The organism is Streptomyces sp. NBC_00203 (assembly GCF_045206325.1).
GTDB classification, from domain to species: Bacteria; Actinomycetota; Actinomycetes; order Streptomycetales; family Streptomycetaceae; genus Streptomyces; species Streptomyces lutosisoli.
The window spans coordinates 1,262,482-1,280,612 of record NZ_CP108126.1 but is presented as its reverse complement, the minus strand read 5'-3'; the positions used below and the strand labels follow the sequence as shown (position 1 = coordinate 1,280,612).

15 protein-coding genes are annotated in these 18,131 nt (G+C 68.6%); 11 read left to right on the top strand and 4 right to left on the bottom strand.

Annotated elements, in window-relative coordinates:
- Positions 1-3 precede the first annotated feature (3 nt).
- Positions 4-1,086, bottom strand: a complete 1,083-nt coding sequence (locus OG975_RS06005; protein WP_406327964.1) for a LacI family DNA-binding transcriptional regulator — start codon at positions 1,084-1,086, stop codon at positions 4-6.
- A 195-nt stretch (positions 1,087-1,281) separates the two neighbouring features.
- On the opposite strand from OG975_RS06005, the gene OG975_RS06000 reads away from it, so the two are divergent.
- Positions 1,282-2,247, top strand: a complete 966-nt coding sequence (locus OG975_RS06000; protein WP_406336168.1) for an ROK family protein — start codon at positions 1,282-1,284, stop codon at positions 2,245-2,247.
- Between the two features lie 161 nt (positions 2,248-2,408).
- On the opposite strand, the gene OG975_RS05995 is transcribed toward OG975_RS06000, so the two are convergent.
- On the bottom strand, positions 2,409-4,448 hold the full coding sequence (locus OG975_RS05995; protein ID WP_406327963.1) for an NPCBM/NEW2 domain-containing protein: 2,040 nt from the start codon (positions 4,446-4,448) through the stop codon (positions 2,409-2,411).
- A 267-nt stretch (positions 4,449-4,715) separates the two neighbouring features.
- On the opposite strand from OG975_RS05995, the gene OG975_RS05990 reads away from it, so the two are divergent.
- The 10 genes from OG975_RS05990 (at position 4,716) to OG975_RS05945 (ending at position 15,456) form a co-directional block, all read left to right on the top strand.
- Positions 4,716-5,984, top strand: coding sequence for an ABC transporter substrate-binding protein (locus tag OG975_RS05990; protein ID WP_406327962.1), 1,269 nt, complete (start codon positions 4,716-4,718; stop codon positions 5,982-5,984).
- A 19-nt stretch (positions 5,985-6,003) separates the two neighbouring features.
- Positions 6,004-6,918 carry a carbohydrate ABC transporter permease gene (locus tag OG975_RS05985; protein ID WP_406327960.1) on the top strand — a complete coding sequence of 305 codons (915 nt, stop codon included), beginning with the start codon at positions 6,004-6,006 and terminating at the stop codon, positions 6,916-6,918.
- On the top strand, positions 6,915-7,844 hold the full coding sequence (locus OG975_RS05980) for a carbohydrate ABC transporter permease (RefSeq protein WP_406327958.1): 930 nt from the start codon (positions 6,915-6,917) through the stop codon (positions 7,842-7,844). The genes OG975_RS05985 and OG975_RS05980 overlap by 4 nt, the downstream gene beginning before the upstream one ends.
- A 39-nt stretch (positions 7,845-7,883) precedes the next feature.
- Positions 7,884-8,078, top strand: coding sequence for a hypothetical protein (locus OG975_RS05975; RefSeq protein WP_406327956.1), 195 nt, complete (start codon positions 7,884-7,886; stop codon positions 8,076-8,078).
- Between the two features lie 135 nt (positions 8,079-8,213).
- Positions 8,214-9,254, top strand: coding sequence for an NUDIX domain-containing protein (locus OG975_RS05970; RefSeq protein ID WP_406327955.1), 1,041 nt, complete (start codon positions 8,214-8,216; stop codon positions 9,252-9,254).
- Positions 9,255-9,459: 205 nt separating this feature from the next.
- The gene (locus OG975_RS05965) at positions 9,460-11,274 is read left to right on the top strand and encodes an ABC transporter family substrate-binding protein (protein ID WP_406327953.1); all 1,815 of its coding nucleotides are present in this window, start codon (positions 9,460-9,462) and stop codon (positions 11,272-11,274) included.
- A gap of 100 nt (positions 11,275-11,374) precedes the next feature.
- Positions 11,375-12,361, top strand: a complete 987-nt coding sequence (locus OG975_RS05960) for an ABC transporter permease (RefSeq protein ID WP_406327951.1) — start codon at positions 11,375-11,377, stop codon at positions 12,359-12,361.
- Entirely contained in the window at positions 12,354-13,274 is a 921-nt protein-coding gene (locus tag OG975_RS05955) for an ABC transporter permease (RefSeq protein WP_406327949.1), read from the top strand. Before OG975_RS05960 ends, OG975_RS05955 begins: the two co-directional genes overlap by 8 nt.
- A gap of 17 nt (positions 13,275-13,291) precedes the next feature.
- Positions 13,292-14,389 carry an ABC transporter ATP-binding protein gene (locus OG975_RS05950; protein WP_406336167.1) on the top strand — a complete coding sequence of 366 codons (1,098 nt, stop codon included), beginning with the start codon at positions 13,292-13,294 and terminating at the stop codon, positions 14,387-14,389.
- Entirely contained in the window at positions 14,386-15,456 is a 1,071-nt protein-coding gene (locus tag OG975_RS05945; RefSeq protein WP_406327948.1) for an ABC transporter ATP-binding protein, read from the top strand. The genes OG975_RS05950 and OG975_RS05945 overlap by 4 nt, the downstream gene beginning before the upstream one ends.
- Here the strand turns inward: OG975_RS05945 and OG975_RS05940 are convergent.
- The gene (locus OG975_RS05940; protein WP_406327947.1) at positions 15,429-16,484 is read right to left on the bottom strand and encodes a protein kinase family protein; all 1,056 of its coding nucleotides are present in this window, start codon (positions 16,482-16,484) and stop codon (positions 15,429-15,431) included. The genes OG975_RS05945 and OG975_RS05940 overlap by 28 nt on opposite strands.
- Positions 16,485-16,687: 203 nt before the next feature.
- Complete coding sequence (locus tag OG975_RS05935) at positions 16,688-18,043, bottom strand: dipeptidase (RefSeq protein WP_406327945.1); 1,356 nt, start codon at positions 18,041-18,043, stop codon at positions 16,688-16,690.
- Positions 18,044-18,131: the final 88 nt, after the last annotated feature.

Here is an 18,131-nt window from a genome sequence, read left to right as displayed (position 1 = left end):
GGCTCAGTCCGCGGGCGGCAGTTCCCCGGAGCCGCGGGTGATCAGCCGCGTCGGGAGTTCGATGCGCTCCGGGGTGACAAGGCTGCCGTCGAGCTGGCGGAAGAGGCGTTCGGCGGCCGTGCGGCCGAGGGCGGCGGCGTCCTGGGCGACGACGGTGACGCCGGGCTGGAGGAGGTCGGCCAGTTCGATGTCGTCGAAGCCGACGAGGGCGACGGGGCGGCCGCGCTCGGCGATGACGCGGACGACCGTGACGGTGACACGGTTGTTGCCGGCGAAGACCGCGGTGACGGGGGCGGGGCCGGAGAGCATGTCCTCGGCCGCCTTGCGTACCCGGCGCGGGTCGGTGACGCCGAGGGACATCCAGGCGTCCTCGACCGGTATGCCCGCGTCCTCCATGGCGGCGCGGTAGCCGCGCAGCCGCTCGGCGGCGGTGTGGATGCGGGGCATGTCGCCGATGAAGCCGATCCGGCGGTGGCCGTGGGCGATGAGGTGGGCGACACCCTCACGGGCGCCTCCGAAGCTGTCCGACAGGACGACGTCGGCGTCGATCTTTCCGGCCGGGCGGTCCACGAAGACCGTGGCGACGCCCGCCTTTATCTCGGGTTCCAGATAGCGGTGGTCGTCGCCGGCCGGGATGATGACGAGTCCGTCCACGCGGCGCGCGCACAGCGCGAGGACCAGTTCCTGTTCGCGGTCCGGGTCCTCGGCGCTGGAGCCGTTGATCAGCAGCGCGCCGTGGGCACGGGCCACCTCCTCGACCGAGCGGCTCAGCGGCCCGTAGAACGGGTCCGCGAGGTCCTCCAGGACGAGGCCGATGCTCGCGGTGCTGCCCTTGCGCAGCACCCGCGCGCTGTCGTTGCGGCGGAAGCCCAGCGCGTCGATGGCCTCCTGGACGCGGCGCTCGGTGTCCGGGGTGACCCCCGGCTCGCCGTTGACTACGCGCGAGACCGTCTTGAGACCGACTCCCGCACGCGCCGCAACGTCCTTCATGGTCGGACGGTTTCCGTAGCGGTTCTCGGATCGGCGGGCGGTCTCGGCCACGATGTGCTGTCCTGTCCTGTCGTCCACGGGGATGCGTCGGTCCATGGGGTTGTATGAGGATGTGGCGTCGAGCATAGAGCCTGGACAACGTTGTCAGATGCGGGAGAGACTGTCCACCGCATTCTCCGGCCTGCGCCTTCCCCCAGGGGCGTGTCGTCCTGCCTGCCTTTTTCGGCCGGAGACCCGGACCCGCAGCGCGGCGGGCCCGGAAACGACACTGTCTTGGGAGATCTGACTCTGATGCACACCGACCTCGTGGCCGCGCTCGACATAGGCGGCACCAAGATCGCCGGAGCGCTGGTGGACGGCCACGGCCGGATCCTTCTGCGCGCGCAGCGCGCGACGCCCGCGCAGGAGGACGGCGACACCGTGATGCGAGCCGTCGAGGACGTGATCGGCGAGCTGACGGGCTCCCCACTGTGGAGCAGGGCGCGGGCCGTCGGTATCGGCAGCGCGGGCCCGGTGGACGCCTCCGCGGGCACCGTGAGCCCCGTGAACGTGCCGGGCTGGCGCGACTACCCGCTGGTCGAGCGGGTCCGCAAGGCCACGGCGGGGCTGCCCGTCGAACTGATCGGCGACGGCGTGGCCATCACGGCGGCCGAGCACTGGCAGGGCGCCGCCCGCGGCCACGACAACGCGCTCTGCATGGTCGTGTCGACCGGGGTCGGCGGCGGACTCGTCCTGAACGGACAGTTGCACCCCGGCCCCACCGGCAACGCGGGCCACATCGGGCACATCAGCGTCGAGCTGAACGGCGACCTCTGCCCCTGCGGCTCCCGCGGCTGTGTCGAGCGCATCGCGAGCGGCCCGAACATCGCGCGCCGCGCGCTGGAGGGCGGCTGGCAGCCCGGCCCCGACGGCGACACCTCGGCCGCCGCGGTGGCCGAGGCCGCCCGCGCGGGCGACCCGGTGGCCGTGGCCTCCTTCGAACGGGCCGCGCAGGCGCTCGCGGCGGGCATCGCGGCCACCGCGACCCTCGTCGAGATCGACATCGCCGTCATCGGCGGGGGAGTGGGCAAGGCGGGGGACATCCTGTTCACGCCGCTGCGCAAGGCGCTCGCCGACTACGCGACGCTCTCCTTCGTGCGGCGGCTGACCGTGGCACCCGCGCTGATGGGCACGGACGCCGGTCTGGTCGGCGCGGCCGCGGCCGCGCTCAGCAGGAACCCGAGCGCGACCGGGGCCGGGGCCGGGGCCGGAGTCTGACGCGACGGGGCGGGGCGGCGGTGCAGGCCTCGGCCGACGGACCGGCCGAGGCCTGAAGGTGTCAGCCAAGGTCTGAAGGTGTCAGCCGAAGCCTGAGCGGATCAGCCGAGGCCTGAGCGGATCAGCCGAGGCCTGACCGGATCAGCCCAGGCCTCAGGGGATCAGCAGCTGAGCTTCGCGTCCGCCCAGTCCGCGTGGTCCGAGTCGATTCCGTCGCCGCCGTCGGTGACGACGAGTCGGACCACCTGGGCGCCGGTCACATCGGCCGTGATCGGCTGGGCCGGCATCGCGTTGGTGAGGACGCCGGTCGAGGCGACCTTCGTCCCGTCGGCCCAGACTTCGAAGGCGACGGTCCCCTTGGCGCCCTTCTCGTCGTCGACGCCGACGTCCGCGGTGACCGTCTCGCACGCCGTGCCGGCGTAGTACTCGACGGCGCTCTCGGCGTGCACGCCGAGCCCCTTGGCGTAGACGACTCCGCCGAGAGTGATCGGATGACCGTCGCCCGCGGCGCTCTCACCGTTGCTGGTGTTGCGCTCAACCGGCCCCCAGCCGTTGGTCGTTGACAGCCACGGCAGGTCTCCGAGGGAGGAGACCCCCGAGGGTGGCGCCACGACCACGGAGGCCTTCAGGGGCAGCACGCTCTCGGCGCGTACACCGGTCGGCGAGCGGTAACTCGCCTTCAGCGTCAGGTCGTACGATCCCGTGGCCGTGCCCTCGGGTGCGGTGACCTGCCAACCCGTACGCAGCGCACGGCCCGTCGGCACCACGCCCGCGGTGGCCGGCGACGTCGCGCCGACCGTCCAGCCCTCGGGCCCGCTGAGCGTCACGGAGACGTGCCGGGCGGGCGTACGGCCGAGGTCGGTGACCGTGGACTCCAGGGAGGCGGTCTTCCCCGCCTCGACCAACGGGCTGCCGTTCAGGCCGAGTTCGATGGCGGGCGGGTTCTTGGCCCACTGGGCGTCGACCGAGACACGCACCAGTACGGTGCCGTGCGCGGGGACGGTCGCCGAGATCGTGCCCGCGGTGTTGTAGCTCTTGTGCTGCCACAGATCGCGCAGCGCGTAGGCGGGCGCCTCGGGCAGGCCCACCGCCTGAGCGGTGGTGGCGACGCGCTGTGCGCTACCCGTCTCGTTGAACAGGGCCACCGCCCGGCTGCCGTCCTTCATCTCCTTGGCGACGACCCAGCGTCCGCCCTCGGAGGAGAGCACCGTGCCCTGCTTCCCCAGCGGGTCCTGGTCGACCGCGATGACCTCCTTGTTGTCGAGGATGTCGAACGTCGCGGCGGATGCCTTGCGCAGGTCCGAGCCGATGAGCAGCGGTGCCGCCATGACCGACCACATCGAGAAGTGCGAGCGGTACTCGGTGTCGGTCATGCCGCCGTTGCCGACCTCCAGCATGTCCGGGTCGTTCCAGTGCCCGGGGCCGGCGTACGGGGCGAGTGGCAGATTCTGCTTGAGGATCGACAGCATCGAGCCCCAACTGTCGCTGATGTCCCCGGTCGTACGCCACAGATGTCCGACGTCCGACGCCCATTCCCAGGGTTTGTTCTGGCCCCACTCGCAGATGCTGTAGACGATGGGCCGCCCGGTCGCTTTGAGGGCGTCACGCATGGTGGTGTAGCGCAACTTGGCATCCACGCCGAGGTTGTTGCAGTTGTCGTACTTGAGGTAGTCGACGCCCCAGTCGGCGAACTGCTGGGCGTCGCTGTACTCATGGCCGAGCGCGCCCGGGAATCCCGCGCTGTTGCACGTCTTGACGCCCGCGCTCGTGTAGATGCCGAGCTTGAGCCCCTTGGCGTGCACATAGTCGGCAACCGCCTTGATTCCGCCGGGGAATCGCACGGGGTCGGGCACCAGCTTGCCGTTCGCGTCCCGGGACGGCAGTGCCCAGCAGTCGTCCAGATTCACGTACTGGTACCCGGCGTCCTTGAGCCCTTTGTCGACGAAGAGGTCCGCGATCCCCTTGACCATGTCCTCGTTGAACTCGGCGCGGCAGTGCGTGGAGTTCCAGTTGTTGAAACCCATGGGCGGGGTGAGGGCGAGGCCGTCCGCCAGGGTGGGGGAGACCGGGTCCTCGACGGGGGCCGCGAACGCGGGTGCGGCGGCGAAGGCGGGCGCCATGAGCCCGGTCGTGCACAACAGTCCTGCGGCGAGCGCTCCGACCACTCTTCGGCGGGTTGTGCGGGTGTGAAGGTGACGCATCGTTACGTTCCTCCGAACTCGCGAAAGGTTGGATGTCTGCATGTCCGCGACAATGATGCGCGTTTACGGTAGGACCTGTCCGACTCTGGTGGAAGAGAAGTGGTAACGGTTGTTCGATATCTCGTCAAAACCCTTGACGGTGCCGCGACTTGGGAGTGAGATCCAAGCCTCGCGTTCGGTTGTGTTGGGTGGCACCCCGAGGAGGGGGACATGGCACAGTCATCGTTGAAGGGTCTTGTCGTACCCGGAGGTACGACAGGACATCGGATGTCCCGGCGAAATCTCTTACGTGGTGCGGCCGTCGGAGCCGGTGCGGTCACGCTCCCCGCGCTGCTGTCCGCGTGCGGCGACGGACCCGGTGGAAACAAGAACGAAGTGACCGTGGGGTCCAACGCCTCGGACCCGGTGCCCAAGAAGGCGTACGCGGCGGCCTTCACGGCGTACGAGAAGAAGTCCGGCAAGAAGGTCAAGGTCAACACCAAGGACCACAACGACTTCCAGGAGAACATCAACCGCTATCTCCAGGGCACACCCGACGACGTCTTCATGTGGTTCGCCGGATACCGCATGCAGTACTTCGCGGAGAAGGGGCTCCTGCACGAGATCAGTGATGTGTGGAGCGGCTTCAGCGGATTCTCGGACGCCCTCAAGGAACAGTCCACGCATGCGGGCAAGCAGTACTTCGTGCCCTATTACTACTACCCGTGGGCCGTCTTCCACCGGAAGAGCCTCTTCCAGAGCAAGGGTTACCAACAGCCCAAGACGTGGGACGAGTTCATCGCACTCGCCAAGACGATGTCGAAGGACGGCGTACCGGTCGCCTTCTGCGACAAGGACGGCTGGCCCGCGATGGGCACCTTCGACTACATCAACATGCGCCTGAACGGATACGACTTCCACAAGTCCCTGATGGCCGGCAAGGAGTCGTGGACCGACACCAAGGTCAAGAACGTCTTCGACACCTGGCGCGAACTCATGCCGTACTACCAGAAGGGCGCCCTCGGCCGTACCTGGGAGGAGGCCGGGCAGAGTCTCCAGCAGCGCAGGACCGGCATGGCGGTCTTCGGAATGCCGCACCCCGGAACCCAGTTCCCGGAGAGCGAGCGCGACGACATCGACTTCTTCGCCTTCCCCGAGATCGACCCGCAGTACGCGCAGGACGCCGTGGAGGCGCCCATCGACGGCTTTCTCGTCGCCAAGAAGTCGAAGAACCTCGATGGCGCCAAGGCCCTGTTGAAGTGGCTGGGCACCCCCAAGGCCGAGGACACCTACCTCGCCCTCGACCCGAACAACGTGGCCGTCAACGACGGCGCCGACACCTCCAAGTACAGCGCCCTGCAGAAGAAGTCGGCCGAGCTCGTCTCGGGCGCCAAGCAGATCTCACAGTTCATGGACCGCGACACCCGGCCCGACTTCGCCTCGACCGTGATGATCAAGGCGATCCAGGACTTCATCGGCAATCCGAAGGATGTCGACGGTCTCTGCAACAGCATCGAACGACAGAAGAAGACCATCTTCTCGTCGCCCGTCGGCTGAACCTGGGGGAAGACGTTCCGTGGCGCTCAACATCCCACGGCGCGCCGGACGACGGCGGCTGCGGCGGTTCACCCGCCGCGACGTCGTCGTCCTCGGCGTGCTCCTCGGCATACCGATCCTGCTCGACATCGTCATCATCTGGGGCCCGACCCTCGCCTCCATCGGACTCTCCTTCACCTCCTGGGACGGCGTCGGCGACATCCACTGGGTCGGCGGTGACAACTACAAGAACATGGTCGAGAACTACCCGGTCTTCTGGCCGGCCGTCCGCCACAACATCCTGTGGCTGCTGTTCCTCGGCCTGATCGCGACCCCGTTCGGCCTCTTCCTGGCCGTCCTCATCGACCGGGGCGTCCGCTTCAGCCGCTTCTACCAGTCCACGATCTACCTGCCGGTCGTGCTCTCGCTCGCCATCGTCGGCTTCATCGCCCAGCTGATCCTGGGCACCGACCAGGGCGTGGTCAACACGATCCTCAACAACCAGGACAACCCGGTCGACTGGCTCGGTGACTCGCACATCAACCTCTGGATGATGATGATCGCGGCGAGCTGGCGGCACACGGGCTACGTCATGATCCTCTACCTCGCCGGACTCAAGTCCGTCGACCCGCAGCTCAAGGAAGCGGCCGCGATCGACGGCGCCAACGAGCGGCAGACCTTCTTCCGCGTCGTCTTCCCCACCCTCCGCCCGGTCAACGTCATCGTCGGCGTGATCACCGTCATCGAGGCACTGCGCGCCTTCGACATCGTCTACGCGGTCAACAAGGGCCGCAATGGCCTGGAACTGCTCTCCGTCCTCATCACCGACAACATCATCGGGGAAGCCAGCCGCATCGGATTCGGCTCCGCCATCGCGGTCGTCCTGCTCACCGTCTCCCTGGGGTTCATCGTGACGTTCCTGGTCCAAGAGCTGCGAGGTGCGCGCGACCGATGACAGCCGACATCCGCGCCAGTGCGCCCACCCGTACGGTCGCCGCGTCCGCGTCGTCGTCCACGCCCCGCCGGCCTTCGCGTCGCGGCCGCTTCGGGGTGCACATCTTCCTGATGGCCGTCTCCCTGGCCTTCCTCGCACCACTCCTGCTCGCCGTCTACGCCTCACTGCGGCCGTACGAGGAGACGGCGCAGCACGGCTACTTCTCGTTCCCCAGGCACCTGTCGTTCGCGTACTACCGCCGGGCCTACACGGAGTCCGGCATGGGCAAGTACTTCACCAACACGCTCCTGATCGCCGTGCCAGGTGTGCTGATCACCCTCTTCCTGGCCTCGTTCGTCGCCTTCGCGGTCTCCCGTCTGAAGCTGCGCGGTGGCCTGGTGCTCCTGATGTTCTTCACGGCGGGCAATCTGCTGCCCCAGCAGGTGATCGTCACCCCGCTGTACGTCCTGTTCAACAAGATCCCGCTGCCGTGGTGGATGTCCGACTCCCAGATGATGTACGACTCCTACTGGGCCGTCATCATCGTCAACATCGGCTTCCAGCTGGGCTTCTGCGTCTTCGTGCTCGCCAATTTCATGCGGACGCTGCCGCAGGAGATCCTGGAGGCCGCGATCGTCGACGGCGCGGGCGTCTGGACCCAGTTCTGGCGCATCACTCTCCCGTTGTGCCGCCCGGCCCTGGCAGCTCTGGGCACCCTCGAATTCACCTGGATCTACAACGACTTCCTCTGGGCCCTGATCTTCATCTCGAACCCGGACAAACTGCCGATCACCTCATCGTTGAACAATCTGAGGGGTCAGTTCTTCACCGACTACAACCTCCTCGCGGCGGGCTCGGTCCTCGTCGCCCTCCCGACGATCCTGGTGTTCCTGCTGCTGCAACGGCACTTCATCGCGGGGCTGACGCTGGGGTCGACGAAGGGGTGAGGAGCGTGACCCCCGCGCCCTTCCTCAGTTGAACGGGGCATGAAGAAGCGCAGCATGCTCGCCATCGCCTCCCTCGCCACCGGGTTCGTCGTCGCGGCGATCACCCCGTCCCATGCCGCGAACAGCGACGTCCTCGGCGATCTGAACCTCAACGACACCGTCAGCACCCGCGATCACACCGTCAGCAGCGACAGCCTGGCGATGGACGAGCGCACGCTGGGGCAGAACACCTGAAGGGTCCGCACATACGGCGCCGGTGCCCCCTGGGACGGGGCACCGGCGCCGCGTGTCGGCGCCCTCATCAGGGCCTGGTTTCCGTGGCAGGGTGGAGCGGGCAAGCCACAGGGGGCCAACAGAAGAGGGGGAACCGTGATCGTCTGGATCAACGGTGCGTTCGGTGCGGGGAAGACAACCACCGCACGGGAACTGATCGAGCTGATCCCGAACAGCACGCTCTTCGACCCCGAGGTCATCGGCGGCGCACTCACGCACCTGCTGCCGCCCAAACGCCTCGCCGAGGTCGGCGACTTCCAGGACCTGCCGATCTGGCGACGCCTGGTGGTCGACACCGCGGCCGCCATGCTCGCCGAACTCGGCGGCGTCCTCGTGGTCCCGATGACTCTGCTCCGCCAGGAGTACCGCGACGAGGTCTTCGGCGGCCTCGCCGCGCGCCGGATCCCCGTACGCCATGTGCTCCTCGCTCCGGCGGAAACGATCCTGCGCGAGCGAATAGCCGGGCGCGCGGTGCCCCCGGACCTGCCCGACGGCGACCTGCGCGTGCGCCACTGGTCCTACGACCACATCGAGCCCTACCGGGCCGCGCTCGCCTCCTGGCTCACCGCCGACGCCCACCCCGTGGACACCAGCGCGCTCACCCCGTACGACACCGCCCTGCGCATCGCCGACGCCGTACGCACCGGGGACGTACCCGTGTGCGACATCGTGCAGACGCCCGAACCCACCGCGGAGACCGTCGCCGCGGGCGTGCTCCTCTTCGACGAGCAGGACCGGGTGCTGCTCGTCGACCCGACGTACAAGGCCGGCTGGGAATTCCCCGGTGGCGTCGTCGAACCCGGCGAGGCCCCCGCGCGCGCGGGCATGCGCGAGGTCACCGAGGAGACCGGCATCACCCTCGACGACGTGCCCGCCCTCCTCGTCGTCGACTGGGAATCGCCCGTGCCCCCCGGTTTCGGCGGTCTGCGGCTGCTCTTCGACGGCGGTCGGCTCGACACCGCGGCGGCCCAGCGGCTGCTGCTGCCCGGGCCCGAGCTGCGTGACTGGCGCTTCGTCACGGAGCGGGAAGCGGCCGATCTGCTGCCGCCGGTGCGCTATGAACGGCTGTGCTGGGCGCTGCGGGCGCGCGAGCGCGGAGCGGCGCTCTATCTGGAGGCCGGGGTCCCGGTCGGCTGACGTCGCTACTTTGCCCGGCGTGTGGAGTTCCGAGGGAGAAGTGAGGGGGATCCAAGGGGGAAGCGAGGGTGAATCGACGCCATCCCGATATGGCGCGGGAACTTACGAAGAAATTTGACAGTCCTACCGTGAATGTGCAGATCACCTCTGCGCGGCCCTGGGCCGCCCCAACAAGGCCGGATACACCCCCGGCTGAAGGAGGGACATGCGCGCGCACTCATCTGCCCTCACAAAGGGCTTCACGCTCGCCGCGGGGCTCACGCTGGTCCTGGCCGCCTGTAGCAGCGGCGGCGGGAACAGCACCCACAAGAGCACCTCCGCGGGGTTGTCGTCGTGCAGCACACAGGGCAAGGCGAACACCTGCAACGCGGCCGCCACCAAGTCCGGAGGCACCTTCACCTACACGCTGGAGAAGAACATCCAGCAGTGGAACGTGCAGGACGTCAACGGCAACACCTTCGAGAACGGGGAGGCCCTGGAGGTCGTCCTGCCCCAGGTGTTCATACCCCGGCCCGACTTCTCCGTCGGCCTCAACACCGATCTGGTCACTTCGGCGACCCAGACCAGTACCAGTCCGCAGACCATCGTCTACAAGATCAACCCGAAGGCGTCGTGGAACGACGGCACGCCCATCACGGCCGACGACTTCATCTACTACTGGCGCACCAACAACGGCAAGGACTGCCCGCCGCCACCCGCGAGCGACGCCAGCCAGACCAAGGGCTGTCTGCCGCAGAGCACCGCCGGCTACGACCGCATCAAGTCCCTCACCCCTTCTGACGGCGGCAAGACCGTCACCATGGTGATGTCCAAGCCGTACTCGGACTGGAAGTCGCTGTTCGGCGGGGGCTATCCGATGTACCCGGCGCATGTCGTCGAGAAGCTGTCGGGCGCCACGGCCGGCGACGCCGCCCATATGACTGCCGCTCAGATGACCCAGGGCTGGCAGTACTTCCTCAAGACCCCGCCCTCCAAGTACGCGACGGCCGGCGCGTACAAGATGCAGGACTGGACGGACAACGACCACGCGACCTTCGTCCCCGACCCCAAGTGGACGGGCGCGAAGAAGGCGACCCTCCAGCGGCTGATCTTCAAGGTGATCTCGGACGCCACCCAGGAGCCGATCGCCCTGCGCAACAACGAGGTGCAGGGCATCTACCCGCAGCCCGAGGTGGACCTCGTCAACCAGGTCAAGGCCATCCCGAACGTCAGCTACACCATCGGCAGCGGACTGACCTGGGAGCACTTCGACCTCAACCTGCACAACCCGGTGATCGGCAAGTACACCGCACTGCGCCAGGCGATGTTCACGGCCATCAGCATCAAGGACATCATGGCCAAGACCGTGGCCCAGTTCGATCCCACGGTGAAGCAGCTCGGCAACCACAACTACGTACCCGGGCAGGCCGGTTACCAGGACGTGGTCAACGCCAGCGGTCAGGGGTCCGGTGATCTCGCCAAGGCCAAGCAGTACCTCACGGACGCCAAGTTCACCGGGGTCGGGAGCGCTCTGAAGGCACCGGACGGCAAGGCCGTCGGTCCCTTCAACTGCCGTTACACCACCGGCAACCAGATCCGGCAGAGCGAGTGCCAGATCCTGCAGAGCGCCCTCGGCAACCTCGGCATCAAGATCACCATCAAGCCGATCGGCGCCGCCGACCTCGGCACGGTACTGGCCGGCCACCAGTACGACATCATCGTCTTCGCCTGGGTCGCCTCGCCGTTCCCGAGCAGCGGCGCCCAGCAGAACTGGTCCACCGGCGGTGGTGGCAACTACGGCGGCTACAGCAACAAGAAGGTCGATTCCCTGATCGCGCAGGCCGTCGGCGAGACGGCCGCGGCGAAGGCCGCGGCGCTCCTCAACCAGGCCGACTCGATCATGGTGAACGACGCCTATGTCCTGCCGCTGTACCAGAAGCCGACGTTCCTCGCCGTCCAGACGCGGTTCGTGAACATGCGGAACAACTCCACGAACGTGGGCCCGCCGTACAACACCGCGGAGTGGGGCCTCAAGAAGTAGGCCCGGCAACACTCCTGGCTGAGCCCGGCCCCGGCGACACCGGGGCCGGGCCCCGCCCACGGACGGCATCTCCAACCCGTCGGCCCCGAGAGAAGACCGCATGCTCGCCTACACCGTGCGCCGCATCCTCGTCTCGATCCCCGTCCTCATCGTCTCGACGTTCATCGTGTTCCTGGTCGTCATCAACTCCGGTGACCCGGTGGCCAACTTCGCCACCTCGCGGCAGCCCGCCCCCAGCAAGGCGGCCGTGACCGCGTTCGCCCGGCACATCCACGCCGACCAGCCCGCGGTGGAGCGCTACTGGAACTGGATCACCGGGGTACTGCACGGCGACTTCGGTCCGTCCGTGCAGGCCAACCTCGACATCGGGCACGACCTGTTCACCCGCTTCAAGGTGACCGTGACGCTGGTCGCCGCCGCGATGATCATCGCGCTGATCCTGGCCGTGGTGTTCGGGGTGTTCAGCGCGCTCCGGCAGTACTCCACCGCCGACTACACCATCACCTTCTTCGGCTTCCTGTTCCTCGCCATGCCGGTGTTCTGGTTCGCCGTTCTGCTCAAGCAGGCCGGGATCTGGTTCAACGAGAAGACCGGCAGCCAGTTCCTCGGCACGATCGGTGAGAAGTCGGCGTACCTCGAAGCCGACACCACCTGGAACGAGTTCACCGACCACATCGGCCATCTGATCCTGCCCACCATCACCCTCGCCCTGGTCTCCTTCGCGTCCTGGACCCGCTACACCCGCGCCTCCATGCTGGAGGTCCTCAACAGCGACTACGTACGGCTCGCCCGCGCCAAGGGGCTGCGCCGCGGCAAGGTCATGACGCGGCACGCGCTGCGCACCGCCCTCATCCCGCTCGCCACCGTCACCGCGCTCGACATCGCGATCATCCTGGGCGGCGCGGTGATCACGGAAACGATCTTCCAGTGGCACGGCATGGGCGAGATGCTGGTCCAGGCCGCGACGACGCTCGACGTCTACCGCACCATGGCCTGGCTGCTGCTCTCCGCCGTAGTCGTCATCGGGTTCAACCTCATCGCCGATCTCCTCTACGCCGTACTCGACCCGAGGATCCGCTATGACTGACATCGAGGCACCCGGATCCGCGGGCACCCAACAGCCGCGTGCCGAGCACGAGTTCACGGTACGGCAGCGCAGCCAGACCCAGCTGGTGCTGCGCCGCTTCGTGCGCCACCGGGCCGCCATGGCCAGCCTCGTGGTGTTCGTGCTGATTCTCCTGTGGGCGTTCATCGGCCCGCACCTGTGGCACTACTCGTACCAGAAGTACACGCAGGACAACTCCCAGGCGCCGTCCGGGAAGCACCCCTTCGGCACCAACTCCTCGGGATACGACGCCTATGCGCAGGTCATGCGCGGCACCCAGACCTCACTCAAGATCGCCATCATGATCGCGCTCGGCTCCACCCTGGTCGGCGCGATCTGGGGAGCCATCGCCGGTTTCTACCGGGGTGTCGTCGACGCCGTCATGATGCGCGTCGCCGATCTCGTCCTGACGCTGCCCCTGTTCGCCATCGCCCTGGTCATCTCCTCCCGCACCGGCGGCTCCTGGTACTGGATCGCGCTGGTGATCGCCGGGCTGACCTGGGCGTACGTATCCCGGGTCGTGCGCTCCGCCGTGCTGTCGCTGCGCGAGAAGGAGTTCGTGGAGGCGGCGCGGGCGCTCGGCGCCTCGGACGCGCGGATCATCTTCCGCCATCTGCTGCCGAACGCGCTCGGCCCGATCATCGTCAACGCGACGATCCTGGTGGCCACGGGCATCCTCACCGAGACCGCCCTGTCCTTCCTCGGCTTCGGCGTCCAGCCCCCCGACACCTCGCTTGGGCTGCTGGTCTCCCAGGCGCAGACGGCGGTGGACACCCGGCCCTGGCTCTTCTACATCCCCGGCGCGTTCATCATCGCCATCGCCCTGACCATCAACTTCATCGGCGACGGGCTGCGCGACGCCTTCGATCCCCGGCAGCAAAGGGTGCGACAGTGACGACCACGAGTCATGGAGTGCACGAGGTCCCGGTCACGGACACCGTGCTCGAAGTCGAGGACCTGAGCGTGGAGTTCTCCACGGAGGACGGGATCGTACGGGCCGTACGCGGCGTCGGCTACCAGCTGGACCGCGGGGACTCGCTCGGCATCGTGGGCGAGTCCGGGTCCGGCAAGTCCGTCACCGCCCTGGCCGTGATGGGGCTGCTGCCGGCCGGCGCCCGGGTGCGCGGCTCGGTACGGTTCGAGGGCACCGAGTTGCTGGGGCTGTCCGACGCGCGACTGTCGGATCTGCGCGGCAGCGGCATCGCGATGATCTTCCAGGATCCGATGACCTCGCTCAACCCGGTCTATCCCGTGGGCTACCAGATCACCGAGACCCTGCTGCGGCACAACCCGGAGCTCAAGGGCAGAGCCGCCCGCGCGCGGGCCGTCGACCTGCTCGGCACGGTCGGCATCCCCAGCCCCGAGCGCCGCGTCGACAGCTATCCGCACGAGCTGTCGGGCGGTATGCGCCAGCGTGTCGTCATCGCCATCGCCATGGCCAACGACCCGGACGTGATCATCGCCGACGAGCCGACCACCGCGCTCGACGTCACCGTACAGGCGCAGATCCTCGACGCCCTGGAGACAGCCCGCGCCGAGACCGGCGCGGCCCTGGTCCTCATCACGCACGACCTGGGTGTGGTCGCCGGCCACACCGACCGGGTCGCCGTCATGTACGCGGGCCGGATCGTGGAGACCGGCTCCGTCGAGGACATCTTCTACACCCCGCGCATGCCCTACACCCTGGGCCTGCTCGGCTCCCTGCCCCGCCTCGACCGCGAGGAGGAACGTCTCACCCCGATCAGTGGATCACCGCCGTCTCTGCTGAACCTGCCGCCGGGCTGCCCCTTCGCGCCCCGCTGCCCGATGCGGCGGGACGTGTGCGACACCGACGAGCCCGCCCTGCGCCGGGCGGGCCACGATCTGCACCTCAGCGCCTGCCACTTCGCCGACGAACTCGTCGACACCGGTGCCGACCAGGTCTTCGACGCGGTGGGCGCCGACTCCGAGGCCCTGGCCCGCTTCGCCGACGCGGCATCCGCCACCCACTCCGAGGAGGACTCCGTATGACCGTGTCCGCGCAGGCCACCGCACCCCTGCCTCCGCTGCCCGGCCACGGGGGCACCGGTGAGCCGGTCCTCCAAGTCCGCGATCTCGTCAAGCACTTCCCGGTCATGTCCCGGGGCGTCATCCGCCGGCGCGTCGGCGATGTGCACGCCGTCTGCGGGGTCTCCTTCGACCTGTACGAGAACGAAACCCTGGGCCTGGTGGGGGAGTCGGGCTCGGGCAAGACGACGATCTCCCGCACCGTACTGGGCCTGGAGCGGGCCACCTCCGGCCAGGTCCGCTACCGGGGGCGCGAGCTCACCGAGCTGAGCAGACGCCGGATGCGGCCGCTCAGGCGTGAGCTGCAGATCGTCTTCCAGGACCCGTACGCCTCCCTCGACCCGCGGATCTCCGTGCACGAGATCGTCGCCGAACCGCTGCGCATCCACGGCCAGTACGGCCCCGGCGCCAAGGACGACGTGCGCGAACTCCTGCGCCTCGTCGGGCTCAACCCCGAGCACGGCAACCGCTTCGCCCACGAGTTCTCCGGCGGCCAGCGCCAACGCATCGGCATCGCGAGGGCGTTGGCCCTGCGTCCCAAGGTGATCATCCTCGACGAGCCGGTGTCGGCGCTGGATGTGTCGATCCAGGCGGGCGTCCTCAACCTGCTGATGGACCTGCAGAGCGAACTGGGACTGTCGTTCCTGTTCGTCGCGCACGACCTGTCGGTCATGAGGCACGTCGCCGGCCGGGTGGCCGTCATGTACCTGGGCCGACTGGTCGAGATCGCCCCGGCCCGGCAACTCTTCGCCCGCCCGGCGCACCCGTACACCCAGGCGCTGGTCTCGGCCATCCCGCTGCCCGACCCGCGCAAGGAGCGCGCACGGAAACGGATCACCATCCAGGGCGACGTCCCGAGCCCCGTCCGCCCGCCCAGCGGCTGCCGCTTCCGCACCCGCTGCCCCAAGTTCGCGGGCCGGCTCACCGAGAGCGAACGCACGTCCTGCGTCGAGGAGATACCGGCGTTGGTGGACCGGGGCGGCGGCAACCCGGTCGCCTGTCACTACGCGGAGAGCGTGGAACTGTTGTAGGCGAGCCCCAGTGTCTCGGCGGACGGGTACGGAGTCAGCCGGCTCTCCTGCTCCAGGCGGCGGTTGAAGTCGCCCACTGTCGCGGCGAGTTGTGCGTACCGGGAGATGATCCCGGCGGCGGCCCGGGGGATGCCCTCGGGCCGCCTGCCGTCGGCGCACCCGCGGATGAAGCCCTCGCGCTCGTCCCTGCCGTAGCCGTACTGGTCGACGACGAGCCAGTGCACCAGGTAGGAGAGGGCGTAGGCGCGGTCGTAGTGACGGTGACGGTCGTAGAAGTCGCGTTCGGCCGGGGCGAGTTGGAAGCGCGGTGAGAGGGCGAGGCCGTAGTCGGCCAGGTAGAGCCGCTGTCCGTCGGTGAGGATGTTGCCGAAGTGGGCGTCGAAGTGCAGGAGTTGCCGCTCGTGGAGGAAGCCGGTGACGGCTTCGAGGCCCCGCTCCACGAGGGCGCAGGCGGTGTCGGGATCGTCGGTGCGCAGTCGGGCGGAGAACCAGTCGTGCAGGGTGTGCGGCAGGTGTTCCATGAACAACGTCAGACTCGCGGACGCCGTGCGCAGTGCCTCGATGTGCTCACGCCCGCCTCCCCAGTAGGCCACGGCCCGCTCCACGTCGGCGAGTTCCTCGGGCAGCGACTGCCGCGCGTCGGGCAGCGCTCGCCAGTGGTGCAGCAGGGGGAAGCCCGGGAACCGGCCGGACAGTACCCAATTGGTCGTCATCTCGTGCGTGGCCAGCTCGCGCCAGGCGCCGAAGCCGGGGCTGGGGACAGCGCCGATGCCGTAGTGGCAGAAGGCGGGTGTCCCGAACACGTTGGCTGTGGACCGGACGTTCTCCGGCCGGCGCTCGACATCGGTGAGCGGCATCCGCTTCACGAACACCCTTCTGCCGTCCACCTCGATCAGCGTCGAACGCCCGCCGATTCCGGTGCCGAGGGGTGTGCCGGCCTCGACCAGCTCGACGAGTTCGCGGTCGGACCGGAGAGCGAGAGACGTGGCGATGTCGCAGTGGGTGACGAGGCGCTCGGTGTGGGACATGGCTTCATCCTCGGCGCGGGGCGGCGTACCTGTCCGCCGGTCTCCGAAGTGCCGCTCCCACTTCTCCAACACCGGCTGCGGGCCCGGTACTTGGCGAGGGCCCGCGCCTACTGGCGAGGGCCCTCTGCTGTGGGCTGAACCGGTCTGCTGGACCGGTCGGCTGAACCGGTCCAGCAGACCGGTTCAGCCGACGGTGGTCGCGATCAGCTCGCCGCGTAGTTGCGCAGGAACAGCGCCTCCGCGACCGAGAGACGCTCCAGCTCGTCCGGGGAGACGCTCTCGTTCACCGCGTGGATCTGTGCCTCCGGCTCGCTCAGGCCGATGAGGAGGATCTCCGTCTGCGGGTACAGCGAGGCGAGGGTGTTGCAGAGCGGAATGGAGCCGCCCATGCCCGCGGACTGCATCTCCTGGCCCGGGTAGGCGACCGCCATGGCCTCGGCCATCGACGCGTACGCCGGGCTGGAGGTGTCGGCGCGGAACGCCTGGCCCTGGCCGATCTGCTCGGTGCTCACCCGCGCGCCCCACGGCGTGTGCGCCTCCACGTGGGCCTGCAGCAGCTTGGTCGCCTCGGCCGCGTCCATGCCCGGCGGCACCCGCAGGCTGATCAGGGCACGGGCGCCCGCCTGCACGGACGGGGTCGCGCCGACGACCGGCGGGCAGTCGATGCCGAGGACGGTGACGGCCGGACGCGCCCAGAGCCGGTCGGCGACCGTGCCGGAGCCGATGAGCTCCACCCCGTCGAGCACCTTGGCGTCTTGACGGAACGCCTCTTCCTCGTACTGAAGACCGTCCCACCGGGCGTCCGCCGCGAGCCCGTCGACCGTCGTCGAACCGTCCTCGGACCGCAACGAGTCCAGTACGCGGATCAGCGCGGCCAGCGCGTCGGGCGCCGCGCCGCCGAACTGCCCCGAGTGCAGGTTCCCTTCCAGGGTGTCCACCTGGACGCGTACGAGGGTCATACCGCGCAGGGTCGCCGTGACCGTCGGCAGACCCGCCCGGAAGTTACCGGCGTCGCCGATGACGATGGTGTCGGCGGTCAGCAGCTCGGGGTGCTCCTCGGCGTACCGCTCAAGGCCTCCCGTGCCCTGCTCCTCCGAACCCTCGACGATCACCTTGACGCTCACGGGAACGCCGCCGTTCGCCTTCAGCGCACGCAGCGCGAGGAGGTGCATGATGAAGCCGCCCTTGCAGTCGGCGCTGCCGCGGCCGTACCAGCGGCCGTCGCGCTCCGTCAGCTCGAAAGGCGGCGTCGCCCAGGCGGCTTCGTCCAGCGGCGGCTGCACGTCGTAGTGCGCGTACAGCAGGACGGTCTTCGCGTCCTCGGGCCCGGGCAGGTAGCCGTACACCGACTGCGTCCCGTCGGGGGTGTCGAGCAGTGCCACGTCCTGGAAGCCCTCGGTGCGCAGCGCGTCGGCGACCCAGTTCGCGGCGCCCTCGCTCTCGCTCTTCGGATACTGGTCGAAGTCCGCCACCGACTTGAAGGACACCAGCTCGGTGAGCTCCGCCTTGGCCCTGGGCATGAGCGAGGCGACGGTCTCGGCGACCGGATTCGACGACATGGGCACGCTCCTTGTGGGTGCGACGTTGTACTTCTGTGTACAGGTGATCGGGTGGTGCGTACGCGCGCACTGGTGTGCAGGGCGCATA